17 protein-coding genes are annotated in these 25,545 nt (G+C 40.6%); 8 read left to right on the forward strand and 9 right to left on the reverse strand.

The window, feature by feature from the left end; translation table 11 throughout:
• Window positions 1-54 precede the first annotated feature (54 nt).
• Both gloB and ACKLNX_RS16850 read left to right on the forward strand, forming a co-directional pair.
• Entirely contained in the window at window positions 55-822 is a 768-nt protein-coding gene (gene gloB / locus ACKLNX_RS16845) for a hydroxyacylglutathione hydrolase (RefSeq protein WP_412973201.1), read from the forward strand.
• Window positions 823-935: 113 nt separating this feature from the next.
• Window positions 936-2,579, forward strand: a complete 1,644-nt coding sequence (locus tag ACKLNX_RS16850) for a LysM peptidoglycan-binding domain-containing protein (RefSeq protein ID WP_412973202.1) — start codon at window positions 936-938, stop codon at window positions 2,577-2,579.
• A gap of 261 nt (window positions 2,580-2,840) precedes the next feature.
• Here ACKLNX_RS16850 and cysS read toward each other — a convergent pair whose 3' ends face one another.
• The gene (cysS, locus tag ACKLNX_RS16855; RefSeq protein ID WP_412973203.1) at window positions 2,841-4,229 is read right to left on the reverse strand and encodes a cysteine--tRNA ligase; all 1,389 of its coding nucleotides are present in this window, start codon (window positions 4,227-4,229) and stop codon (window positions 2,841-2,843) included.
• 206 nt (window positions 4,230-4,435) lie between these two features.
• On the opposite strand from cysS, the gene ACKLNX_RS16860 reads away from it, so the two are divergent.
• The 4 genes from ACKLNX_RS16860 to ACKLNX_RS16875 all read left to right on the forward strand — a co-directional run bounded on the left by ACKLNX_RS16860 (window position 4,436) and on the right by ACKLNX_RS16875 (window position 7,496).
• The gene (locus ACKLNX_RS16860) at window positions 4,436-4,933 is read left to right on the forward strand and encodes a peptidylprolyl isomerase (RefSeq protein WP_411693550.1); all 498 of its coding nucleotides are present in this window, start codon (window positions 4,436-4,438) and stop codon (window positions 4,931-4,933) included.
• A gap of 20 nt (window positions 4,934-4,953) precedes the next feature.
• Window positions 4,954-5,676, forward strand: a complete 723-nt coding sequence (gene lpxH / locus ACKLNX_RS16865; protein WP_412973204.1) for a UDP-2,3-diacylglucosamine diphosphatase — start codon at window positions 4,954-4,956, stop codon at window positions 5,674-5,676.
• Between the two features lie 195 nt (window positions 5,677-5,871).
• On the forward strand, window positions 5,872-6,759 hold the full coding sequence (locus ACKLNX_RS16870) for a hypothetical protein (RefSeq protein ID WP_412973205.1): 888 nt from the start codon (window positions 5,872-5,874) through the stop codon (window positions 6,757-6,759).
• A 308-nt stretch (window positions 6,760-7,067) separates the two neighbouring features.
• The gene (locus tag ACKLNX_RS16875; RefSeq protein ID WP_412973206.1) at window positions 7,068-7,496 is read left to right on the forward strand and encodes a hypothetical protein; all 429 of its coding nucleotides are present in this window, start codon (window positions 7,068-7,070) and stop codon (window positions 7,494-7,496) included.
• Window positions 7,497-7,587: 91 nt separating this feature from the next.
• Here ACKLNX_RS16875 and ACKLNX_RS16880 read toward each other — a convergent pair whose 3' ends face one another.
• Entirely contained in the window at window positions 7,588-11,031 is a 3,444-nt protein-coding gene (locus ACKLNX_RS16880) for a toll/interleukin-1 receptor domain-containing protein (protein WP_412973207.1), read from the reverse strand.
• A gap of 259 nt (window positions 11,032-11,290) precedes the next feature.
• Here ACKLNX_RS16880 and ACKLNX_RS16885 point away from each other — a divergent pair, with 259 nt between their 5' ends.
• Together ACKLNX_RS16885 and ACKLNX_RS16890 are read left to right on the forward strand one after the other, a co-directional pair.
• Window positions 11,291-12,286: a GGDEF domain-containing protein gene (locus ACKLNX_RS16885; protein WP_412973208.1), complete on the forward strand. Its 996-nt coding sequence runs from the start codon at window positions 11,291-11,293 to the stop codon at window positions 12,284-12,286.
• A gap of 441 nt (window positions 12,287-12,727) precedes the next feature.
• Window positions 12,728-14,569: a methyl-accepting chemotaxis protein gene (locus ACKLNX_RS16890; protein WP_412973209.1), complete on the forward strand. Its 1,842-nt coding sequence runs from the start codon at window positions 12,728-12,730 to the stop codon at window positions 14,567-14,569.
• Between the two features lie 156 nt (window positions 14,570-14,725).
• On the opposite strand, the gene ACKLNX_RS16895 is transcribed toward ACKLNX_RS16890, so the two are convergent.
• The 7 genes from ACKLNX_RS16895 to ACKLNX_RS16925 form a co-directional block, all read right to left on the reverse strand.
• Entirely contained in the window at window positions 14,726-14,974 is a 249-nt protein-coding gene (locus tag ACKLNX_RS16895) for a DUF3297 family protein (RefSeq protein WP_412973210.1), read from the reverse strand.
• An 80-nt stretch (window positions 14,975-15,054) separates the two neighbouring features.
• A complete protein-coding gene (miaE, locus tag ACKLNX_RS16900; RefSeq protein WP_412973211.1) occupies window positions 15,055-15,840 on the reverse strand; it encodes a tRNA isopentenyl-2-thiomethyl-A-37 hydroxylase MiaE in 786 nt (261 codons plus the stop codon).
• A 41-nt stretch (window positions 15,841-15,881) separates the two neighbouring features.
• Window positions 15,882-16,352 (reverse strand): FKBP-type peptidyl-prolyl cis-trans isomerase, encoded by a 471-nt coding sequence (locus tag ACKLNX_RS16905; RefSeq protein ID WP_412973212.1) that lies wholly within the window; start codon window positions 16,350-16,352, stop codon window positions 15,882-15,884.
• 141 nt (window positions 16,353-16,493) lie between these two features.
• Complete coding sequence (locus ACKLNX_RS16910; protein ID WP_412973213.1) at window positions 16,494-19,565, reverse strand: efflux RND transporter permease subunit; 3,072 nt, start codon at window positions 19,563-19,565, stop codon at window positions 16,494-16,496.
• Window positions 19,558-22,941 carry an efflux RND transporter permease subunit gene (locus ACKLNX_RS16915; RefSeq protein WP_412973214.1) on the reverse strand — a complete coding sequence of 1,128 codons (3,384 nt, stop codon included), beginning with the start codon at window positions 22,939-22,941 and terminating at the stop codon, window positions 19,558-19,560. Before ACKLNX_RS16915 ends, ACKLNX_RS16910 begins: the two co-directional genes overlap by 8 nt.
• A 13-nt stretch (window positions 22,942-22,954) precedes the next feature.
• Window positions 22,955-24,070, reverse strand: coding sequence for an efflux RND transporter periplasmic adaptor subunit (locus tag ACKLNX_RS16920; protein WP_411693540.1), 1,116 nt, complete (start codon window positions 24,068-24,070; stop codon window positions 22,955-22,957).
• 255 nt (window positions 24,071-24,325) lie between these two features.
• Window positions 24,326-25,453 carry an aminotransferase class V-fold PLP-dependent enzyme gene (locus ACKLNX_RS16925; RefSeq protein WP_412973215.1) on the reverse strand — a complete coding sequence of 376 codons (1,128 nt, stop codon included), beginning with the start codon at window positions 25,451-25,453 and terminating at the stop codon, window positions 24,326-24,328.
• Window positions 25,454-25,545 lie beyond the last annotated feature (92 nt).

Here is a 25,545-nt window from a genome sequence, read left to right on the forward strand (position 1 = left end):
AGCGTATTCCAACAGTGAGCGATACCATTATTGAAGGAGTTTTAAGAAGTGGCTATGAATAATATTTTTGCTATTCCAGCATTCAATGACAACTATATTTGGTGTTTACATGACGATAAGCATGCAATGGTTGTTGATCCTGGTGATGCAACGCCAGTCAAATCAGTATTGGACGAGCAACAATTAACGCTCACATATATTTTGATTACTCACCACCATTACGATCATACCGGTGGCATTGAGGCCTTAAAAGCAGCTTATCCTGATGCTATCGTTTATGGTCCTAAAAACCCGAGTATTGTTGGTATAGATCATGGTTTGAGCGAAGGTGACAAACTTTCATTGCAAGCACCAAATGTTGAGCTTCAGATCATGGAAACGCCAGGTCACACGATGGACCACATTGTGTATTTTAATGAAGACATCTTATTTTGTGGTGATACTTTATTCTCTGCAGGTTGCGGTCGCATGTTTGAAGGTACTCCGGAAGTCTTTCACAAGTCACTGCAAAAACTCGCAAGATTACCCGAGCGAACAAAAGTATATTGCACCCACGAATATACCTTGGCTAACCTCGCCTTTGCTACGCATGTTGACCCTAACAACCAAGCGCTAAACGAATATCATTCTTGGGCTAAAGAGAAACGCAGTCACTCTCAAATAACACTACCGAGTACGATTGCTGAGCAAAACAAGATTAATCCTTTCTTACGAAGCGATGCCCCTGAAATAAAACAAAACATAGAAAAAATCATGAACTTATCTACTCAATCAGACGTCGAAGTGTTCGCAGCGTTGAGAAGCTGTAAGGACAATTTCTAATCAACAGTGAAATTTGCTATGATTGGCGTCCAAAAATGGTCATAAAGACCGAGCGATAAGCACAGAGATGCTTTGTAAAATAAACGATGAAAGCAACAAAAGATTAGGAACGAATGAAATATATTACAGCTTTATTGCTGCCGCTGATGTTAAGTGCTTGTGTGTTAACTGAGCAAAATAATTCAGCAAAATTAGAAGAATCAAGTGCATTAGAAACTGAGCACGATGAAATTTCCTGCGGTGTTGCTGCTGATCCCGACATTACTATGTGCGAATCCTCGGAAGATGGTGTATTAACAGTCATACATCCAGTCGAACCTCTCGATTTAGAGCTTGTAGAAGACACTGTACCTGCGCCGATTGAGATACACGATACATGGGACCGAATCAGAAAAAACTTCAGTTTTCATATTCCGAATGAAAAACGTGTTAACAATCAAAAAGCATGGTATTTACGCCACCCTTCATACATGAAACGTGTTTCGAAGCGCGCTGAACCTTTTTTATATTATATTGCTGAAGAGCTAGAGAAAGCGGGAATGCCATCTGAGCTAGCTTTGCTGCCAATCGTTGAGAGTGCTTTTGATCCCTTTGCCTATTCACATGGCCGTGCTGCTGGCATGTGGCAATTTATTCCGGGCACTGGCAAGCATTACGGAATGAAGCAAACTTGGTGGTATGACGGTCGCAGAGATGTCATTGCATCTACTGAAGGCGCTATCAAATATCTACAACGTTTACACAAGTTATTTGATGGCGATTGGTTACACGCCCTTGCTGCATACAATAGTGGTGAAGGACGCGTCATGCGCTCCATCCGCAATAATAAGCGCAAAGGTCGTCCAACCGATTTCTGGTCTCTCGACCTGCCAAAAGAAACACGCGCTTATGTACCAAAGCTTCTCGCCTTAGCAGATATACTAGCTAACAAAGAAAAGCTATCGTTTGACTGGCCAACCGTTAGTAATCAGCCCGTCATCGAAATTGTAGATGTTGGCTCGCAAATTGATTTGGCCGTTGCAGCGGCAAAAGCGGGTTTAACGACCAAAGAGTTACATGCGTTAAACCCTGGTTACAATCGTTGGGCTACTGATCCGGACGGTCCTCACAGGCTCGTTGTTCCGCGCCAAGTTGCAAGTGACTTTAAAGCGGCCTTAGCAGAAACCGATGCTGAAGACCGATTAAATTGGGTGCGACATAAAGTAAAATCTGGCGAAAGCTTGGGTTTAATTGCAAAAAAATATAATACGACTATTGATGTCATTCAAAGCATTAATGGCATGAAAAACAATGTGATTTATGCAAATGATTTCCTTTTAGTGCCTATAGCTCTGAAGAGTATGGAAGAATATTCCTTGTCCGCAGATCAAAGACTAGCTCGCAAACAAGCGGAAAAGAAAGGCGCTTACCAACTTACTCACAAAGTTCAGAAAGGCGATACTTTTTGGGACTTATCTCGCTCATACAAAGTGAAGATAAGAGATTTAGCTAAATGGAATGGCATGGCACCCCGCGATCCACTAATGCCTGGTAAGGAACTTGTTGTCTGGGTGAATCAAGTTTCCGAACAACAAACTGATAATAGCATCATGCGCAAACTCACCTACACGGTGAGAAATGGCGATTCATTATCTCGAATCGCTAATCGCTTTAATGTGAAAGTGAGTGATATTTCAAAATGGAATGGCTTGGCTGGGAAAAAGTATTTGCAGCCGGGACAGAAACTTAAGTTATATGTGGATGTTACTGAGACGTAGTAGCGGTAGAGTTGGCATTTTCTGGTGTTTGATGGAGATTCCTTCCTTCGAAGGAATGACGGTTGCTTAAACGAGCTTCCTTCCTGCGAAGGAATGACGGTTGCTTTAACGAGGTTCCTTCCTGCAAAGGAATGACGGTTGCTTAAACGAGGTTCCTTCCTGCGAAAGAATGATGGTTGCTTAAACGGGGTTCCTTCCTGCGAAGGAACGACGGGTGCTTAAACGAGGTTCCTTCCTACGAAGGAACGACCGAATAAGACCTTATGCTTTACGCCAAGTTGTCCCTTCAGGTCCATCTTCAAGAACAACACCTAATTCATTCAGGCCATCACGAGCAGCATCAGCCGCAGGCCAATCTTTATTAGCGCGAGCGGTGTTGCGTTGCTCAATTAAGGCTTCAACTTTAGCGGCAAACTCATCACCCGCTTCGCCAGACACATTACCTTGCAAATAATCTGTAGGCTTCATTTGAAGAATACCAAGAATACCACCCAGCTTTTTCAATACGCCTGCCAAATCATTAGCTGTGCTTTCGTCTGTTGCTTTATTCAAGTCTTTTGCAACGTCAAACAAAACTGAAAATGCCACAGGCATATTAAAGTCATCATTCATCGCCGCTTCAAACCTGGTCAAATAGCCACCGAGAGCAAGATCAACGTCCATATTCGGTTGCGCATCACGCATCGAAGTATACAAACGCTCAAGACCTGCTTTTGCTTGAGATATACTGTCTTGTGAATAGCTCAACTGACTACGATAGTGAGCCGACATCAAGAAGAAACGCAAGGTTTCAGGATCGTGTACTTTCAGAACATCGCGCAAGGTAAAGAAGTTACCCAGCGATTTGGACATCTTAACGTCATCAACCTGAACCATACCCGCATGCATCCAAGTATTAACGTACGGTGTATCAAAGGCGCAGCAGGATTGTGCAATTTCGTTTTCGTGATGTGGGAACATTAAATCTGAGCCGCCACCATGTATATCAAAGTGTTCACCCAAATGTTTGTGGTTCATTGCTGAACATTCAATGTGCCAACCTGGACGACCATTGCCCCACGGTGACTCCCAACTAGGTTCCTCAGGCTTTGCGGATTTCCACAGCACGAAATCAAGCGGATCATCTTTATCGCTACTTGTTTCAACTCGTGCACCTGCATTTAATTGAGATAAATCCTGTTTACTCAAGCGACCATATTGTTCATATGAACTCACATCAAACAAAACATCACCTGATGGCGCTTGATAAGCATACTTTTTGTCTAACAAACGTTGGATTACATCAATAATCTCAGGCATATGTTCGGTCACACGAGGCTCAATATCAGGCTCTAACAAATTTATAGATGCGAAGTCTTCGTGCATCATGCCTATTGTGCGTTCTGTTAGTTGATCGGGTGTTTCATTGTTCGCAATTGCTCGTTGAATGATTTTGTCGTCAACATCTGTGATATTGCGCACATAATTCACTTCGTAACCGGCATGACGCAGATAACGAACCATAATATCAAAGCTCAAATAAGTTCTAGCATGCCCCATATGGCACAGATCATACACGGTGATTCCGCACACATATAAGCCAACCTTATTCTCAACTAAGGGAGTAAAGGGCTCTTTCTTGCGCGTCAAAGTGTTGTAAATCTGTAGCATGTTTTAAGCTTACCTTATGGTTATTTTGTTTCGTTTTGCTATGTAGCAGGTTTCGATCGGTGGAATTCTAGCATTGACACTCTAAATGTGAACTGCTTTTGTCAGCTTTTCTTAACTTTACCTTAAAAACATTAGCATCTCGTTGGTCTTACCTGCATTTTACGCTACCATTGCGGCAATTCAATTTTAAGTTTAAGGAAACACACATGGTTATTTTAAAAACGAATCACGGTGACATTAAAATCGCAATGTTTGCCGACGCAGCCCCAAAAACAGTAGCGAATTTTTTAAGCTATGTTGAAGAAGGTTTTTACAACGGTACAATATTCCATCGTGTCATCAGCAACTTCATGATCCAAGGTGGTGGTTTTGAGCCGGGTCTTGAGCAAAAAACACCAAAAGCGCCTATTGAAAACGAAGCTGATAATGGCAAAAGTAATAAAATGGGTACGCTTGCTATGGCTCGCACCAATGACCCTCATTCTGCAACAGCGCAATTTTTCATTAATGTAAAAGATAATGGCTTCTTGGATTTCACTGCAGCAAACTCACAAGGTTATGGCTACTGCGTTTTTGCAGAAGTTGTTGAAGGTATGGATGTTGTAGAAAAAATCAAAGGTGTTGCAACAGGTAACATGGGCATGCATCAAGACGTTCCACTAGAAGACGTTATTATTGAATCAGCTGAAATCGTTGAAGAATAAGAACGAACCTAGGTAAAACAATGTCTGTCACCTACTTCATCTCTGACCTGCATTTAAGTGCAGATCGACAAGATATTAGCGAATGCCTTTTCCGTTTTCTTGAAAACGAAGCCATTCATGCTGATGCTCTTTATATACTGGGCGACTTGTTTGAGGTGTGGATAGGTGACGATGACATAAGCCCCTTCTCAGAGAGTGTAGCAAGTGCACTAAAAACCTTGAGCCTCAGTGTTCCAATCTACTTCATTCACGGAAATCGTGACTTCGCAATTCGCCAAGCATTTGCTGACAAAGCTGGAATGACGATCCTGCCAGAACAGCATGTTATCGACCTATATGGGCGCCGCGCTTTACTAATGCATGGTGATGAATTGTGTACCAGAGATATTGAATATCAAAAGTTTCGCAAAAAATCACGAGGCTGGTGGTGGCCGAGATTGATGTTAATGCTGCCATTAAAGACCCGTCAAAAAATCGCTAAAAATGGCAGAGAGACAAGCAAGAACAATCAAAAGCAGCTAACCGCAGACATTATGGATGTTACGCAAAGCGAGGTTGAATTAGCTATGCAGCACCATGACGTTGACTTGTTAATCCACGGTCACACACATCGGCCCGCGGTGCATGAGTTTACTGTTCTAGAAAGAAGAATGACTCGAATTGTTTTGGGTGATTGGTATGATCAAGGCAGCATTTTGATTGCAGGCCAAGAAGGCCTTGCACTAGAAAACCGCGTTTTTTAGTGCTTCATCAAGTAAACCATAACTAAACATCCTCAAAATCTTCTTTTAATCCGGAATCAATCATTAAAAGGTTTGTAAAGAGTCGCATTCATCTTTATCATTCCTATATGGGTTGTGTTGAAACAATTCATTTCATGAAGCGTTATTAAGGTTGTTTCCGCTATCGTCTAATAAGAAAAGATAAGGACATCCCAAATGTTCAACCGCAGCATCAAGTACCTTGTACTGGTGATTATTAATATAGTCGTAATTACTGTATTAGTGATGGGTGATGACAAAAATGCAGATGTATTCGATACCGACTACGTCATTAGCCTGTTGGATAATAATAAACAGCTCGAAAGAAGAGCGGCAGAGCTCGCTTCCCAAAATAAATTTTTAGAAGAATCTGGCGATGATGTTCAACGTCAGATCATGCAAACTCGAGCGATGCTCGATTCAAATCTCGAAAAATTAGAACAATGTAAATCCGACCAAGTCGCGGCTTTGGAATTAGCAGAGCAACAAGCAGCACAAAGAAAACGAATTGCGACATCTCAAACATACAGTGCTGAAGAGTGCAGTGACAATGCTGTTCAAGTCAATTTCTTAACAAAGCAAATGGCTTCCTTGAAAGAACAATTGACAGTTGCCAATGAAGCCGCAAGAAATGCAAATACGGAAAAGCAATTAGTGCAAAATCAAGTAGATAAACTTCAACTTGAAATCATGGCTTATGCGGACGAAAAGCTGCTTTTCCAAGAAACAATAAAACAGCTCGAAAACGACCTATCTAGCCCAATTTATATTAAACAAATATATACGACCCCAACATACTGCCAGCCCCCACGCTTTTCAGAGCTTGTGTGTGTTCAGCGCTTATTAGTGCGTCCGCAATTTAGTAAAAAACCAGTCACCGATGTGCAAACCACATTGACGAACCCCAGAGGCAAAGTGATTGGCAAATTCAGTTTTGATGCAAGTACAGCGAAGTTAGTGAACTTTCCTTTCCCTGAGAATTCCGAACAACCAGCGGGTGAGTACACCGTAACGTTCGCAGTTAACCAACAGACATTAGTACATAAAATCATGCTAAAGCACTAGCAAGTGCTTCGAATTACTGGTGATGTGAAGACGGCTTATCTGCAAGTGCAATTGCAATAATGGACACACCGTAAACCCGAGTTTTAATGGTAATAGTGATTTGGATTGTTGTTGATCACTAGGGCCGCGTGGCTTTTTTGCAAGATGCCAAATAGTAAGGATGGTAATATGAGGGTTATCACGTTTTGAAGAGGATTATCTTATGGCCGACCGTTCTGCTTTTCAGTACCCTTGTTCTCGCCAATGAGAAACAAACAAGCTTACCTATAAGTTGCCATTCTATACCTAATTACACGGATTCATTGTGTGTGGTAAGCACCGCTTCGCCTGACATGCCCGTGAACGATGTGGTATTTTATCGCCAAAACGACATTGGCCGTTTTGTTTTTTTAGAGGCGATTAAGGGTGATGTTGCACATGTGTTCGTAAAGAACTTTTCAACAGGCGGCAAGTACATCATTACAGGCTATGCCGAAGAGGGTCACCCAAGTTTTATCGTCTATGAAACCGATACCTTTTTATTTGCTTCTCGCCCGATTAAAAGCGTGGCTTTAATATCAAACTATTTCATTACCAATATTTTATCGCTTGATGATGATGGGAATGCCATCATTGAGCTAATGCATTCACCCAGCAATATCAAGGTCAACGAATCCTGCATACCTACTGAGCAGCTTCCCAAGTTTAGCAATACCGATCGATGTCACATTCGTTATTCAATCTTTAATCAACCATAGCAACATGTATAGAGACGCAACTATGGCTGACTTACTTTGCAACACACAAGAAGGAAAGTGCCCCCTTAAAAGCAATTAGAGCTTATTCAGGTCATCTGCGCAAAATTGCGACGTTTTCCTCTACGGTGTTAGTTGTAGAGTGAATTTGCAGCCCTTGAGAAGTAAGAAGATACAATACGCCAGTATCTGATATTGCTAGACTATTACTCGTGCTTGCGCCAACAGGGAGTTCATAGCTAATCGCGCAGCTATTTAGGTCATACACGAACGTGTTATTAGCGTCAGAAAATGCTAAAAATTGAGACTTAGGTGATATCTGCAATATCCTCCCAGAAATGTTTCCATTATTAAGTAACTCGCAGTTATCGCTTCCTGCTAACGGTAAAATAGCGTCATCGGAAAGCAAATATTTAGTATCATAACTAAGAAACCCGTTGTACCAATCAGTTTGCGTAATAGTTTCACTTAACAACTGCCCCTGAAAATCAAATTTCTGTGCGTATTTGTAGTCTGTTACAACATATATATGATCAGAGTGCTGTGGAAGGAGAAATTCCTGACCAAAACTATCCTCCCAACCCGTAGCAATGTCTAACATCTTTAAATCCGCATTAATTTTTTGAAACTCCTTCGGTTTGTCATAGCGAATGTCCCATTCAAGTAATGCAGAATGTTTATGTTTCATAGGTATGACTTGCAACGACTGAGCTTGTTTACTTGCTAAAACTTGTAATTCTTGCAAATCAGACGAAAGCTTGTAGAGAGTAATTACTCTGTTGTCTGGATCATTCGGTTTATCGGATGCTGCGATCACAATACTTTCTTCTAGAGTAAACACTTCAAATGGCGTTTGTTGAGATGGAAAGTCATAAGTCAATTGTTCAAACGATTTAATATCGATGACCTTAAGAAGTTTATCCTTGATAAGTGCTATATGATTTTTGGTGTGTGGGGGTACTTCTTTAAACATATCGCTCACATCAAAACTGTATAGCAATTCACCTGTGTTTATGCCGATTAAGCTAACATTTATTTGCTTACTTCCAAAGGAATCTAAGTCTTCGGCATCGGGAGCTACGCTAGCGACCGCAATAACGTTATTTGGATACAAGTAAAAACTAGGAAATTGATCAATCCCTTCTACTGTAAAAGACTTGATGCCATCAGAGTTTTCAGGGTTTATCACCCAAAATGTGTTTTGCCATTGCCCATTTTTAAGCTCCTTAGCTTCTTCATCTAACACGATAATAGAGTCGTCAAGCACCCATACTTTGCTGTTATACAAAGATATTTCCATGTTATAACGCTGCTCGCTGCCCCGATAAATGAAATTACGAATGCTTCTATCTACAGATGCGTACCACAACTGCCCAAACTCATCATCAAATGCTAATTGCTCTAATTGCCCAGCGTCATCGGGTGGTGAAAATGAATGATTATTTGCAATAATAACGGACTCGTCAGCGTAATAGGTTTCATTGCTCATAATTACGGAACTGACCGGTGATTTATTTGCTGCGTAGAAATCGCCTGATGGTAAGCTGTAAACTAATAATGGATGAGTCGTGAGGGCTGAGTCTAAAACTTCTTTTTCAGCTTTATTTAATTCAATGTCTTCAGCATAGTCAATGGCGACCAAGGATGATTGACTGAAATCTTCTAATGAAAAGCTTTTTAAACAAAAACGTCCTTGGCTATAGCTTGGCTTCCACATAGCTACAATAGCATTAAATTGATCGCTGGTGCTGACAGATAAATCAGCTCTATTATCGTCGGCAGCTGATTGCAATTTACCATCTCGGCAAGCGAGCATTTCGTTTGATTGCCATAGTGTTGTTGTGTTATTTGAAGCACTTGATACATGAATTAATTGACTTAAATAAGGCGTATTTTCGTCTGCGTATCGTGTTTGTAATACAACGAAGTTTTCATTATCGATAGCCAACACGCTTCTAGGATAATGATTTATAGGGGCCTCAAATATGAACTCACCGCTGCTCGTATCGATAACGACGAATGAATATGTGGTGTTATCATCACTGTAGTCTTCTTTGTAGGCTAAATAGCGACTTCCGTCAGGTGAGAAAATACGCTCCTCAGAAAAGCTAGCGAATATATTGCTATAGGAGATAGATTGCTCGTCTAACTTTAATTCTATTTCATTTAATATTTCTCCTGTATACAAATCTAAGGTCTTAGAAACGAAGTAATCTACATATTTTGTGTCTGCAATAGCGCCTTCTGGTGTAGGCTCTTCTCTATTAATGATTGCAGCTCCGACTAATCGTTGATTGTCTTGAGTAACGTGCATAAGCATCTGAGGAGCGAAGGTCCATTCACTTACCAATTCACCTTGCTTTGTATATTTAACGACTCGGTTTTTATCCGAAACAGCTAACAAATGCCGCTCATCTATTACTTTAAGTAGGGAAAAAGTGTCGATATCAGTTGCAATAACGACACTGTTTATCTTTTTTGCGATCGCTCGGTTAAGAACAGCCGCGGTTTTATCACTAATGGGCCATTCTGGCTTGTAAATATTTTCGGGAATGGCATCGTTTAATCTTTCTAATGCCGCAGTGGCATTTCCGTTATCTATATACTCAATCGCTTCATTAGTGAGTCGGTTAGCGTCGGATACTTGCCTTTCTAGCAGTCGCTCTACAGCAACTCGTTCATTTTCCAACGCGACTTGACGTTGGGTCCAAGCCCACACCCCAGTTGAAACAGCTACAACTGCAAGTAGACCTATTGCAGTTAACCATTGTCGTAGTTTCTTTGCTCGTTCTTTTTCTTGCGCTAATTGGTAAGCCTGATCTCGTTTAGTTAAATGCCCCAGTGGGATCCTAAGAATACCGGCGATGATTTTTAGCTTCATTAAATGTAACTGACTGGAATAGGCTTCTACTCTTGATTCAATTTCAGACCTACTAAAATTGTGTTCAAGCAATTTCGAACGATACGCTTCGGGTGACGTCCAGCCTTCTTGCGGCCTACCGTCTTCATTTATTCGAAAGTCAGCAGCGATGGGCTCTGCTTTTTTATCAGTTCTACCTTGTTCGTTGTATTCAAACTGGAGAGGTATAGGAAAACATTCATCCTCAGGTTTAAAGCCTAATGCTTCTTTACTCTTATCCCAGCTACAGTTGGGCTCGCCATCGATAATAGCCGCAATTAATCTATCGGATTTCCCTACTTGCTTAAAATAATCAATTTCCTCTGCGACGTAAGTAGATTGAACCGCATTGGGAGAGCATATAACTACTAGTGTTTCAGTATTATCTAACGCTAATGTAATCGCATTTCCAAGATCAGCGTGAGCAGGAAGCTCTTCTTCGTCTCTAAATATAGGGAAAATACGACTTGGTATCTTTTCACCACTTTGATTGGTCGTGCCAACTAAATCATCCGGTATCTCGTATGTTTCAATTGCTTGGTGCAGCCATGTGGCCCATTGTCTACCAGGAATCTTATTGTCAGCGTGACGATAACTGATGAAAGCTTGATAGGTCCTGTCTAAAGTTTCTGTATCCATACTTTTCCACTTCCGCGCTTTGAGGAGGCTTTATGCAACTTCGAAAACTATAGCAAACACTAAAGGCTATAACAAACCGTGCACGGCAGTAAGGTTTATTCCAATATAACAGCACTTTGTGGAAGCGCCCCAAACATAAATGAGGTCTTAACTTATAGTTTCATTAGTAAATGAAAAAATGGCAATTTTAAGTTATTGTTAGTTTATAAGCATTTCAGTTAAATATTATTTAATAATAAATATAAAGGTTATATTCTAAATGGTAGACAATGCAATTGATCAAACGTATCAATTTCGTTTAAAAATACTTAAAAATATGAGTATTATTTTGAGTATTGCAGGGTTATTACTTGGAGCAATTAACCTTTTCTTATTAAACGATTATGTAGCGGGCGTATTCGATATTTTGTTGGTCCTCGTTTGTATTTTCGTTTGCATCAAGATTAAATACAAAAAAGTAAAGTACTGGTATTTTTTTCTTATACCTTATGCTTACATTTTGACTGTTATTTTAATTACCTACGCAAAAGATGTTCAAGCCGGTATTGTTTATTGGACGTTTACCTTCCCCATTGTCATCTATTTATTATTGGGTAAAACTCAAGGTTTTATTGGCAGTTTTGTTGCCGTATGTATTCAAACAAGTGTTATATATTTTAAACACTTGACTGAACCCGATGTCAGCATCATTTTCGTAGTGAATTTCATTTTCACATACGCAGTTGTTTGGGTCGTTTCCCATACTTATGAGACTTCAAGGGAAGTGGCACATGATAAGGTCATTAACTTGGCCTTAAAAGATCCACTGACAGGTGCAAATAACCGTTTAGCATTAAAAGAAATTTTTCATAAGGTTATTCAGGCAAACTCTACAGTCGCATTAGGCCTAATAGATATTGACCATTTTAAAAAGATTAATGATGCCTACGGCCACGATTCAGGTGACTATATTCTGTTAAAACTCACTGAAATTTTACATGAGAATATGGGGGCCAAGAATGTTTTCAGAATAGGTGGAGAAGAGTTCGTGGTGCTTTTTCATTCTGATAAATTAGATGCGAAAATTCTTTTAAAATCAATTCTAGACGATACCGAGAAACAAATATTCAATCATCGTTCTACGCCTATAAGCATCACTTTTAGTGGAGGTATTACCCAAATTAAAAAGGATGAATCGCTTTCAGAATGCTTAAAACGTGCTGATGTAAAACTTTACCAAGCAAAATCCAAAGGACGTAAATTAGTTATCGCTTGATAGAAAGTATGGGTGATGACAACAGTGCAGATGCGTTCGATATGGCTTCCCTCACAAGCGCGTTGGATAGCATGCAGCAAGTAAGAAGTGCAATTAAGCTATTGAATACTCCTTTACCTAGGCTAATAGTTTGATCTATGAATCAGTGCCTAAAGTACAAATGTGGTTAACTGGTGATTGAGCTGCTCTTAATATTACTATCGAAGCTCATGATTTCATCCACTGAGCCGATAAAAATAAAGACTGTGTCAAGCTATGCGTGACAAGTAAAGTGACTCTCCGCTTCAGATTTTCTGACTGCGAAAATTCAAACGAATGCGAAGTTCGAATAAGTGCGTTACTATTTTGCGAGTTAATCGTGCTTATCATTGCTGTTAAGTAAATTAATAAAATGACTACACAATAGTATCTGCGGAAAGCATAAAATTAAAAGGTTGTAATATGTCTCTAAGAATACAACAGAAGCTACGAATAATTGGAGCTTTGGTATTGGTTGGTTTTGTAGGATTTTATGTACAAAGCACCGTCAATCAAAGCAGTTTGAGCAAAATGGTTTCAATTAATAGCGAGCTTCAGAAAATTGAATCCTTAATGTTACAACTCAGGCGCAATGAAAAAGATTTTTTGATGCGTTTGGATCCCAAGTATCTGACTTCATTTAATACAACAGTTGAACAAATAAACCCGATTTTAAACTCGCTTGAATTAGATTTGGCAGAGATTGGTATTTCTGAAGGAGAAATCCCAAATATTGGACCGAATATAGAAAAATATAGATTAAAGTTTGAAGCTTTAGTTAATGAGTCTGTAAACAAAGGCTTGGATAAAGATTCGGGCAATTACGGAAAGTTAAGAAGAGCAACGCATGAACTCGAAGAAGTCTTAGCTAATAACAATAATTTGCAAGCACAAGTTTACTTGCTTACCTTGAGGCGTCATGAAAAAGACTTCATGCTGCGCAATGACGAGAAATATGTCGGAAGACTTAAAGATGTATCTGCACAACTTGATAAGCTCTTGAGCGATACGAACAGCAAACGACTTTTAGCGACCTATGTATCAGAGTTTGAGAGTTTTCTAAATATCTCTAAAAATATTGGATTAGACTCCAAGTCTGGTTTAAGAGGTGAAATGCGCAGTATCATTCATACTGTAGAAAAAGATCTAAATACCGAAATCCCTCGCATCAGTGAGGAAGTAGAAGCGAAACGAAGTTTCAATCATATTGTCAGCGTCATTGGCACGCTTGGTTTATCAATTATTATTTTTGGTGCCGTTATGGTTGTAGCTAAGCAAATTCTAGATCCTCTGAGAAGTTTTTCACGTCGAATTTCTGCCATTCGTCAAAGTAATGATTTATCCCAAAGAGTTGAAGAATCTGACGATGAAATTGGTGACATAGCCAAAGAATTTAATATTTTTATGTCTCATTTCCAAAATTTGATTAAGAGTATAAATAAAACGGTTGGAGCACTGGAGGAGTCAACGTCTATTGTTTCAAATAGTGTTTTGAAGACCTCGGAGAGCTTACAACTTCAAGCGAAAGAGAGTGATATGGTTGTTAGTGCTGTATCGGAAATGGGCATGACGGCTAAAGAGATCGCACGCAATGCGCAAAGCACCCAAGAAAGAACGGATAAAGCATCACTTAAGGCAGACGAAGGAAAGCATAAACTCACAATTACTTTAGCGCAAATAGAAGACCTGTCGTCTGAACTCATCGAAGCTGGTGATAATATCGTTCAACTGAAAGATAAGAGTGATGGTATTAACTCTGTGCTAGAGGTTATTAAAGCGATTGCTGAGCAAACAAACCTTTTGGCACTCAATGCAGCTATCGAGGCAGCAAGAGCCGGTGAACAAGGCAGAGGATTCGCAGTAGTAGCGGATGAAGTCAGAACCTTAGCTGTGCGGACTCAAGAATCGACTGCGGAAATTACTAACATCATCAGTGAACTACAGACGACAACATCTGACATTGTTATCAAAGTTAACCATTGTAAAGATCAGGGTATTAGTAGCCTAAGCCAGGCAAGAGAAACAGAAGATGTACTTAACGAAATCATGACTGACGTGGCAGGTATTGCACAAATGACTATTCAAGTAGCGTCAGCCGTTGAAGAGCAATCAGCGGTAGTGACTGAAGTTGATAAAAACCTTGTTAGTATGAGGACCATCAGTGATCAGGTCGCGGCCGACTCTCAAGATAATGCCAAAGCCAGTCAGCAAGTTGAAGAGCTAGCGAAAACATTACATAAAGAAGCAAGCATTTTCAAGATATAGCTGTATGAACGCACTCATTTATGAAAAGCGAAAATGCAGCTGTATGTAAAAAGCTGCTGAGAGTTTGGAATGCTAAAATTCTTGCAGTAAACAGCCAACAGTATTAGGCGTAAGTAGATATACTGTTGGCAGTGTGTTATCAGTGGATTGCCTTAATTAACTATAAAACGCCTCAACGCCGCCTTTTAAAGTAATTAGCATCGGTTGGCCACGGCGATCCAAAGACTTTGGTGAAGGTATCTTTACCCAGCCTTCACTAATACAATATTCTTCAACATTGGTTAGCTCTTTGCCATTTAAACGTATACCAATCTTATGGTGGAAAACTTCTTCAACATAATGTGGGCTGCGAGAGTTTCCTGATAATCTATCTGGTAGTTCGGGTTTTGAATCAGTGTCAGTCATAATGATAATCGTTATTAAAAAAGAACGTCATTGTAGGCAATATGAAGCGTACGCTCAAGGACTGTGTGCGCGATAAACACCTAATGTTTTGGGACGCCACTGTGAAATTTAAAATCACTATCGCTTGAATTTATTAAGTCCGCTTCAACCTTGCCAAAATACGCAATTCTCTCTGAAATGTCAGTACCACTGATTGATTCAGCCAGCGCTAAATAATCTTGATAATGTCTTGCTTCAGAACGAAGAAGAGATATGTAAAACTCCCCTAACTTTTCATCTACGTGCGCGGCCAGCTTCGCAAATCGTTCACAGGAGCGTGCTTCGATATAAGCGCCACAAATCAACTTATCAACTAAACCTTCCGGTTCATGTGTTTTAACATGCCGAAGCATGCCTTTAGCGTACCTTGAGGGAGTGATGCTTTTGTATTCAATGCCGTAATGCTCCATCATTTCTAGCACCTGATAAAAGTGATGAAGCTCTTCTTTGATTAACAAAACCATTTTATCAATTAAGTCTTGGCCGTATTTAGAGTCTGAGCGCGGAATAATAGATTTCGATAATTTGTTCTTTGATGGTAGCTCACGCCAGTCACCCTCGCGTTTGTAAACATATTGTTCAAACGGTTGTAACCAAGAAAGTAAGGCGTCACCGCCCTCTTTGTCTAAAGCATACTTTCTGATTAGGAACATCGCGGATTGCGAAGCCTTAAGCTCGCAAATTAAGTGATCAATTAACAAGACTTGAAAATTTTCAGATTTAATTGCTTCTTCAAGCCATTCATCTGGCGTTTCGGTATGTAAAAACGATGCTATTGGTTGAAGCAATTCTGTGATTGCTTCTTTATTTAAACTTAAATTCTTCATTAAACTAATTAATCTCAATTAAACGTCCAAATGATGCTGAATTATTTAATTTCTAATAATTCCACTTCAAAAATCAACAAAGAGCCCGGTTCAATGCTACCCGTTGCTCTATCGCCATAAGCCAATTCTGATGGAATATAGAATTTGAATTTATCACCAACTACCATTAATTGAACACCTTCCGTCCAACCTTTTATCACTTGATTTAAAGGGAAGCTGATAGATTTTCCGCGATTTACCGAGCTATCAAAAACAGTGTCGTTTAATAAAAGACCGTGGTAATGCACTTCAACTGTTGAATTTGCGCTTGGATGAACATTACCCTCGCCTTTGTTGAGAACCTCATATTGCAAACCTGAATCGGTTTCAATAACGCCCTCTTTTATTCTATTTTCGATTAGAAACTGCTTTCCTATCTCAATATTTTCAGCAGCTAGCTTTTTATTATTTGCGCTTCTGAAGAAGAAAAATGCAAGCATAGCAACGATAACTGCCAAAACAACAAACTTCATAACTCGTCCTTTAAATTTGGGTAGGTGGGTATTCTATCACTCCAATCCCACAGATTCTGCGACTATTGAGAGCAATTAAGAAGTTTTTGCTGCTTCACTAATTTAATGACTTAGCGAAGCAGAAAAACTTTGTAGGTGTTATTACGCAGGTTTAATGATTTTAGATACTATTTGCTTGCTATTAGTGATCATTTCTACCGTTGCACGACGCAATTTCAACAGCAGCAAGTAAGACAAAGGAACAAGGAATAAACTTGTTATCGTACTAAATAGCAATCCACCTATGATGGCAATAGCCATAGGTGCGTATGGAGGACCATCACCGCCAATACTGGCGCCGCCCAGAGCTAAAGGCAACAAACCAAGCACTGTGGTCAATACTGTCATCAGTATGGGCCTAACGCGACTTAAACAACCTTCGATAATCGCATCAGGCACACTCATTCCTGTGCTGGTGAGTTGATTAATGCGGTCAACTAGCACAATGCCGTTGTTTACGACAATGCCCATTAAGATAAGCATACCAATCATTCCCATCACGCCCATTGGATTCCCGGTTATCAAGAACGCCCAAAATACACCTGTTATAGAGAATATTAGCGATGTTAGTACCGCAGTTGGCAATAATAAGGATTCGAACAATGCGGCCATTACAATATAAATCATAATCACAGCCAACATCATATTGGTTAACATGATGGCTTGGTCTTCATCTTGGCGCTGAAAGCTCCCTTCAAGTGACCAAGAATATCCAGAAGGCAGCTCAATGTTTTGCATGATCAATTCTATGCGTTCTCTAGCTTCACCAACGGTAATGTCACTTTCCAAATTACCACCAATGGAAAGTGACGTTTGACGTGAACTTCGTTGAATTTGCGACAAACGTGGAGCGATCTTCATGTTAGCCACCATATCAAGTGTCACGTTCTGGGTTTCATCTCTAAAAATTGTGAGGTTTCGAAGCTTCTCAAGGGAGCTTTGTAGCGACTCGTCATACATTAATTTGATACTAATTTCGCCATCTACTTCGCTTCTAAATGTCCGTAAATTTGAACCTCTTAATGCTGTACTCACTATGTTCGCGACTTCGTTCGAGCTAAGACCAAAGCGAAACGCTTTGTCTCTGTCTATACTGAGCTGCAGCTCAAAGTCTTGGCCATCAACATCTGTTTTCACATCTGTTAGACCTTCAACGCTGTCCAGCACAGGTACTATTTGATTGGCTAATCGAAGTAAGTTTTCAGAGCTTTGACCAAATAAAGTTAATCGCACTCCACCACCCGCGCCTTGGTCCCATTGAAATGAGGGTTTAGCTCTAGCAAATAATGGAAAGCCTTCTTTAATCTCTTTCTTTAGATCTTTTAACTTAACCGGCAGGTTCTCATTCAAGGTAATACCAGAAACGGCGAAACCGGCGGTGTAGTAGCTATAGACTTGCTTGATATGGAATTTTTCTTGGTTGGCATACAAGTATTCTTCCATTTTCGTAACAGCCATTTCTACTTCTTCTAAGCTATAATTTCCTTGGATATCGTAATTTAGCCAGATACGTTCTTGGTTATTATCGTTGTCATCATCACTACTTAGCATATTCATAGGAATACTTGTGCTCAATAGGATAACAATCGCGATTACTGAGGTGATTTTTTGGTGTGTAATCGTCCAAGTGAGTACGTTTTTATACATGGCCTTTAATTTAGATGGCTTTTGCTGCACCGGCTTCGCTTTGATTTTTAGCTTAGTTGTCAAAAGTGGGATTAGTGTCTGGGAGATAATGAGAGACGCGACTAATGATATGCAAATCGAAACAGCGACATGTTCTAAAAATACGGTTAACTCGGCTTTCACGCCAACAATATTGGGTAAAAATACGATGATTGTTGTTGCCGTTCCTGCAATAACTGCAAGGCTGACAGAGGCTACGCCTTTTTTTGTCGCTTCAATAATGTTGTCGGACTTCTCGCGTTCTTGAAAAATACTCTCGGTTACAACAACCGCATTATCTACCAACATCCCGATGGCTAACATTAAGCCCATCAATGACAAGATATTGAGCGTGTAACCCATAAAATACATGCAAGCTAAGGTAATACAAATAGCGAATGGTACAGACAAGACAACCACAAAGGTGGTAGCTAAATTTCGTAGGAATATATACAAAACAATCACTGACAATAAGCCGCCGATGAGTCCGGAATTAATCAGGTCTTGTAATGATTGGGTCACACTTGTGGCTTCATCCTGCATGATGAAAAGGTTGATGCCATTGAATAGATTACTGTTTTTTGCTTTTTCTATTTCTTCCATCACCGCATCGGAAACTTCTACTAGATTGGCGCCCGACTCTCTAAAAATATTGAGTCCTATTGCGTGAGTTTTATCTAAGTGTCTTCCTTCTATTGCCTTGGGCGTTTCGTATTGCACTTCAGCAATATCGCTTAGGCGAACATTACGCATCACAACGAGATCTGCAATTTCCTCTTTACTCTTGTATTCGCCAGAAGGGTTAACCGTGATTTTTTGGTCTAGGTCAAAAAACTGCCCAGCGGTCATTGAAAAATTAGCTTCACGGAGTTTTCTCGCAAGCGTGCCTAAATCTACATGCAAGGCCGCAACTTTATCTGGGTCTAATCGAATGGATATTTGCTTTTTTTGGACACCGTAAAGTTCGACTCTTGAAACCCCCTTCACACGTTCTATAGGCATTTTCAAATTACGTTCAAGTAGGTCATATGAATTCGAAATATCGCGGTCACTAGATAAGCGCAGCTGAAACACTGGCATATCCGATAGATTGAATTTAAACACCATGACCCGCTCTACATCATCTGGTAGTAAGTGGCGAATAGCGTCTATTTTTTCGCGAGCCTCTATGCTTTTTGCCTTGATATTCGCATCCCAATCGAAGCGAATATTAATTTGAGCATTATTCTCATTAGAAAACGAGCGAAGACGCTTGATACCTGACATTGTCGCCAATGCCTCTTCCACTGGGCGCGTAATCATTTTTTCTATTTCAGTTGGCGTAGCACCTTCATAAGGCACTTGAATGAAAAGCTCTGGAAAATCTATTCCGGGAAACTTTTCTAAGGGCAAATAACGACTCGCGCCTAAGCCCATGATCAGCAGTGAGAAAAACAACATCGTGATTGTTACAGGGCGACGTATGGCGAATGACGCAAGTACAGCACCGGCGTGTGCAAACTTATCCATTGTTTGGCTCCTCGCTAAGCATGGTAGTTACGTGTTGCTCCTGCTTCTCGCTTTCATTAGTTCTCTCGAACTCTTTGCGGTCAAATAAGCTATACAGCACCGGTATCAAGAGCAAAGTAAGTAACGAAGCAAACAGTAAACCGAAAATAACGGTAATTGCCATGGGCGTTCTTATCTCTGAACCTTCGCCTAACCCTATTGCCATAGGTAATAAGCCAAGCACTGTGGTTAAGGTAGTCATGATTATCGGGCGCAATCGGCTTTGTGCCGCTTCAATAATGGCTTCGCTCTTCTGTATACCACTTGCGCGTAATTGATTGATTCTATCGACCAACACAATTGCATTGTTCACTACGATGCCTGCAAGCATGATTAAACCAATGAACACTACTACGCTCACGTTGGTGCCTGTGAGCACTAATCCGTAAATAGAGCCCGCACATGCCATCGGCACGGTAAATAAGATTAAGAATGGATGCAGGAATGATTCAAACTGTGAGGCCATCACGATATAAACCATAAATACCGCCAAGGCTAGCGCGATATAAAGTGAATCAAAGCTCGCCTTCATCTCTTCGCTTTGACCAGCGACTTTGGCTTGCAAGCTGATCGGTAGCTTAATCTCATCGATAGCTTTTTGCGCGTCAATAACAGCTGCACCTAAGTCACCATAAGCTAAGTTTGCGGAAATTAGGACAACACGCTCCTGATCAACTCGACTTATTTCACTTGGCCCTATCGACATTTCCAAGTCAGCAACTGCCGACAAAGGAATAGCTGGCGATGCACCAGGATTGACAATGATCTGTCCAATGTCAGCAATTGAGTTTCGTTGCTGAATTTGATTGCGCACCAAAATATCAACTTTTCTGTCATCGACACTAAATTTACTCGCTATTTCACCGCCGACTTTAGTAGCAATTAATTTAGAAACACTTGGCGCACTTAAGCCGAGTTGGGCTAATTTCGCATGATCAAAATTAATCTTCAGCTCTGGGTTTCCGCTTTGTAATGAACTCTTAATATCTGCGAAACGTTTATTCTTTGTTAACTCCTCCGCCAACACATCGCCATAGCGCTTCAAATTAGCTAAGTCATAGCCAATAATTTCAATTTCTAAGGGTGTAGAAAAGCTGAACAATTCAGGCGTACCGAACTTACTCTGTACACCGGCTTTTTTACTTAGATAGTCACGCATTGCTTCAAGCACTTGTTGTTCTTGCTCGACACTCGCATCTTTTAGCATGACGACATTGAGTTTTCCCCAATGATCCCCGCCTTGAGCCGGTGATGCGTTCATTAGGCTTCCCGTCCCAGCCAAAGAATAAGTGCGTTCAACGCCCTGCTGTTGTTTAGTATATGCAGCTAGTTCTGAAAGTAGCTTGTCAGTAGTCTCTAGTCGAGATCCTGTTGCTAATGTCACTTCCACGTCGAACTCTCCTTGTGACATGGGTGGGATCAACTCAATACCAAGTCGCGGTATGAGTAAAAGTGACAGTAATGACACAGATATAATCGCTGAAAATACCACCAGTCTAGCTTTCATCGCCCACGCTAGCACTTTGAAATAACTGAGGGATAATACTTCATAAATCTTATCAAACATCCACAAAGCGGGTTTGAATAGCCAAGTTAGTGCGATGCTAATGAGTCTAAAGACTGACACTACGAAACCGACAAGCACGGAAGGAATAAAGTAAAAAATAGTTGTGAACAGCCATTTGAATGGCATTCCAAGGTACCAGAATAAAAGCTTCACTTTTCCTGTGGGTTTACTTTTACTAACACGAGGACCCAAATCTAGTTCAGGTTCAACGACAGTATTAGTTATATTGGTTTTGTCACGGGCTGCTAGCATTGGGATGAGTGTTAACGCAACCACTAAGGAAACGAGAAGTGCAAATGTAACGGTAAGGGCCTGATCGCTAAACAATTGACCCGCAATGCCTTCTACAAAAACCAAGGGGAAGAAAACCGCCATTGTGGTTAGCGTTGATGCAACAATTGCCATAGATACTTCTGACGTGCCCTTCGCAGCGGCATCATGCGCATTCATTTTATTTTTCTTATGACGATCTATGTTTTCTAGCACCACGATGCTGTTGTCTACTAACAATCCAATTGCCAAGGCGATACCACCTAAACTCATGATGTTCAGACTGATGTCATAGCTATACATAAGGTTAAAGGTAGCAATAATCGACACAGGAATTGAAATTGAAATGATCAATGTTGGCCAAATATTTTTTAGGAAAAAGTATAGGATGAACATAGCTAAGACACCGCCTATGATAGCGGCAGATTTCACTTCATTGATGGCACTAGAGATAAACTGCGATTGGTCATAGACTTCTTGCAATTCATAGTTATCGGGCAAGCTAGTGCGGATGCGCTCTAATTGTTTTGCTACGGCATTAGCCACATCAACGGTATTCGCATCGCCCTCTTTGTAGATCGCAATTTCGACGCCTTCGAAGGCGTTAAAGCGCGTTATAGAATCACGCTCCTTATATGAATCAACGACCTCAGCTACGTCATTCAATTTGATGTATTTGCCTTCACGAGTTGCAATAAATAAATTACGCATATCATCAAGCGTTTCAAATTGGTTGATAGTGCGCACTAGATATTCTTGTGAGCCGTCTTCTATTCGTCCCCCGGAAGCGTTCACATTTTCATCTTTAAGACGTTGAATAATGTCTGATACGGGTATGTTTAGTTGGCTGGTTCGTTGCTGATTAATCAGAACCTGAATCTCGTTTTCCAATCCTCCGCCGATGCGCACTGATGCAACACCTTCGACTGATTCTAGTTTGCGTTTTATCTCTTCTTCAGCGTAAGTTCTAATTCGTTTTGTGGCGTTGATGTCCATAGCAATAGAGCTACGTTCATCCGTTTGTGTTTGATTGTCAGTTTCTGGCGTAGCCGATTCAGATTGACTAGAAACAGCCCCAAGACCGAGTCGCATCACTGGGTCAAGACTTGGATTAAAGCGCAACAATAATGGGCGTTGAACATCTAAAGGGAGGAGTAATACATCGAGCTTTTCGCGAACTTCTAAGCTCGCCATGTCCATTTCAGTCCCCCATTCAAACTCAAGTACAACATCAGATTGCTCGGCCTTCGAAGCTGAGACGACCTTACGAACGCCCTTTACTACACCAACGACTTCTTCTATCGGTTTAGTGACTAACTGTTCCACTTCACCAGGCGCAGCACCAATATAATCAGTACGAATAGTCAACGTTGGATACGATAACTCGGGAAGCAAGTTAATGGACAAGCGTGACAGCGATACAAAACCAAACAACAACACTGCCAAGGTAAACATCCACACGGTAACCGGTCGCTTCACTGCAACATTAATTAAGTTCATGATAAATTCCCTATTATCCGTTAACGATGTCTACAGTTGCGTTGTCTTTAAGGTTTTGATGACCCGTGATGACGACAGTCTCATTTCCTAATAAACCGTCGAGTACCTCTACAAAATTGCCTTCTTGATAGCCTGTTTTGATGGCGATCTTTTTAGCGATACCTTTTTCATCGACTACAAATACGTTCACCTTATCATCCATGGCGAGCATTGCTTTTCTTGGAAGAAGCGTCGCATTATCATGAGTGTTGTAGTTTAAGCTCACTTGGGTAAACATACCTGCCATCAACTTGCCATCATCATTTGGTACACGAAGCGTCACCTTAAAAGTACCTGTTTTTGAGTCAATCACTGGGCTAACTCGTTCAACAAATGCGTTTATTTCTGCATCATTCAAGGCTGTAACTGTAAGACGTGCTTTTTGATTTTTGTGTACTTTTGAGAGTTCTTTTTCAGGTAAATGAACGATGCCATAAAGTTCTTTTTGCTGAACAATGTAAAACATTCTTTCGCGTTGAAAAGACTCCGTGAGGTTACCGACTTTTGCATTTCGTTCTGCAATGTAACCGCTGATTGGAGCGACAATCGTTGCTTCTTTTAAATCTAACTTTGCTAAGGCTAAGGTAGCTTTAGCCGATTCATATTGTGCTGTTATCTTATCGTAAGTGTCATCACTCACTAATTTTTGGTTATACACCTTATTGATTTTAGCCAGTTCTTTTTCGATGCCTGTCATATCTGCTTGAGCACGTCTTAGATTAAGCTCATATCTTTCAGGCTCTAACTTAGCGAGTATTTGACCTTTCTCAACGTAGTCGCCCTCTTCAACCATTATCTGTTCAATGATGCCTGAAGCTCTACCTACGACAAATGCTTCTTCTTTTGCTTCTAAAACCGCAGTTGTGGTGTAATTTGAAGAAATACTTCCTTTTTTAACCATCCCCACTTCAACTGGGATAGGAATGACTTTCTCTGCTACTTTTTCGGCCTCCGCTCCTTCGGCCTTGCTTGCTCCTGCTTGGCCGCAGCCATTCAGTAACAGAACAGTGCTCAGGAGAGTCCCGAAAATTGCCAGTTTAAATTTATTGCTCGTAAAGTCAGTTTTATTTTGAGAAGTTTGCGCATTCATGGTCAGTTCCTTGATTGAACTTGTTGTTTTAATTCATATACGCGAAGGATTGCATTGACTGTGCCACTTTAAAATAAGCATAAAATTCAACAACTTAAGATTATTGCAAGTACGAGGCATATGGTTCGCGCTAAATGAGTTGGCGAATTTGCCTAAATTTTCGTAGATTTGTTAAATTGGTAGGGAGTTCGAATGGAATATAGGCGCTTCAACACCACGTGAGCAAGTAGCGTGGAGTTGAAGTACGTAAAGTGACTATAAGATCTTATTTATTACCGACGCTAAGTTAGCAACGGTTCGGTCAATGTTATGTAGCTTATCCAAACCAAACAAGCCGAGACGAAAAGATTGGTAATCAGGCCCTTCGTCACATTGTAAGGGAACACCTGCTGCTGCCTGTAAACCCTGAGCGGCGAACTTCTTACCACTTTGCATCTCAGTATCAGATGTATAGCTAACCACAACACCTGGTGCCTTAAATCCATCCGCAGCAACACTTTTAATGCCTTTGCTTTCAAGTAAGACGCGTACTTTTTGCCCCAACTCAATCTGTTCAGCGCAGACTTTGTCAAAGCCGTATGCTTTCGTTTCTAACATTGCATCGCGAAACTTAGTTAAGGCATCTGTTGGTAAGGTCGCATGATAAGCATGACCACCGTTTTCATAAGCTTGCATGATGCCGTGCCATTGTTTGAGGTTGCAAGCAAAACTGGAACTTGTCGTATTTTCCAACTCAACAATAGCCCTGTCATTTAGCATAACTAAGGCTGCACAAGGAGATGCACTCCAGCCTTTCTGAGGTGCGCTTATTAGCACATCAATACCGATGTCTTTCATATCAAGCCAAATCGCTCCTGAAGCCACGCAGTCCAGCACGAACAAACCACCAACTGAATGCACAGCTTTAGCAAGCTTTTGTAAATAGTCATTTGGCAAGATCATGCCTGAGGATGTTTCTACATGCGGAGCAAAAACCATATGTGGTTTTTCTTGTAAAATTGTCGCTATCACTTCATCTATCGGCGGCGGTGCAAAAGCACCCTGAGAGTCTTCTTCTACTCTACGAGCTTTCATGACAATGCTATCAGAAGGAATATTGCCCATATCAAAAATTTGTGTCCAACGATAACTGAACCAGCCATTGCGTATGACTAAACATTTTTTATCTTGTGCAAATTGGCGTGCAACTGCTTCCATGCCATAAGTTCCACCACCGGGAACAACGACTGTGGCATCAGCATTGTAGACTTCCTTAAGTGTGCTAGAAATGTCATTCATCACTTTTTGAAAGGTTTGTGACATATGGTTAAGCGAGCGGTCAGTAAAGACGACAGAGTATTCTAGCAAGCCATCAGGATCGATATCGGCTAATAAACCGGGCATGAATTATCCTTGTAAAGTAAATATATAGTATCTATTAGAGAATATTGAACTGCGAGAGTAAAGCCGATTTTAGTATTAGATATTATGAAGAG

Source organism: Glaciecola sp. MF2-115 (assembly GCF_047250385.1).
Taxonomy (GTDB): Bacteria; Pseudomonadota; Gammaproteobacteria; order Enterobacterales; family Alteromonadaceae; genus Glaciecola.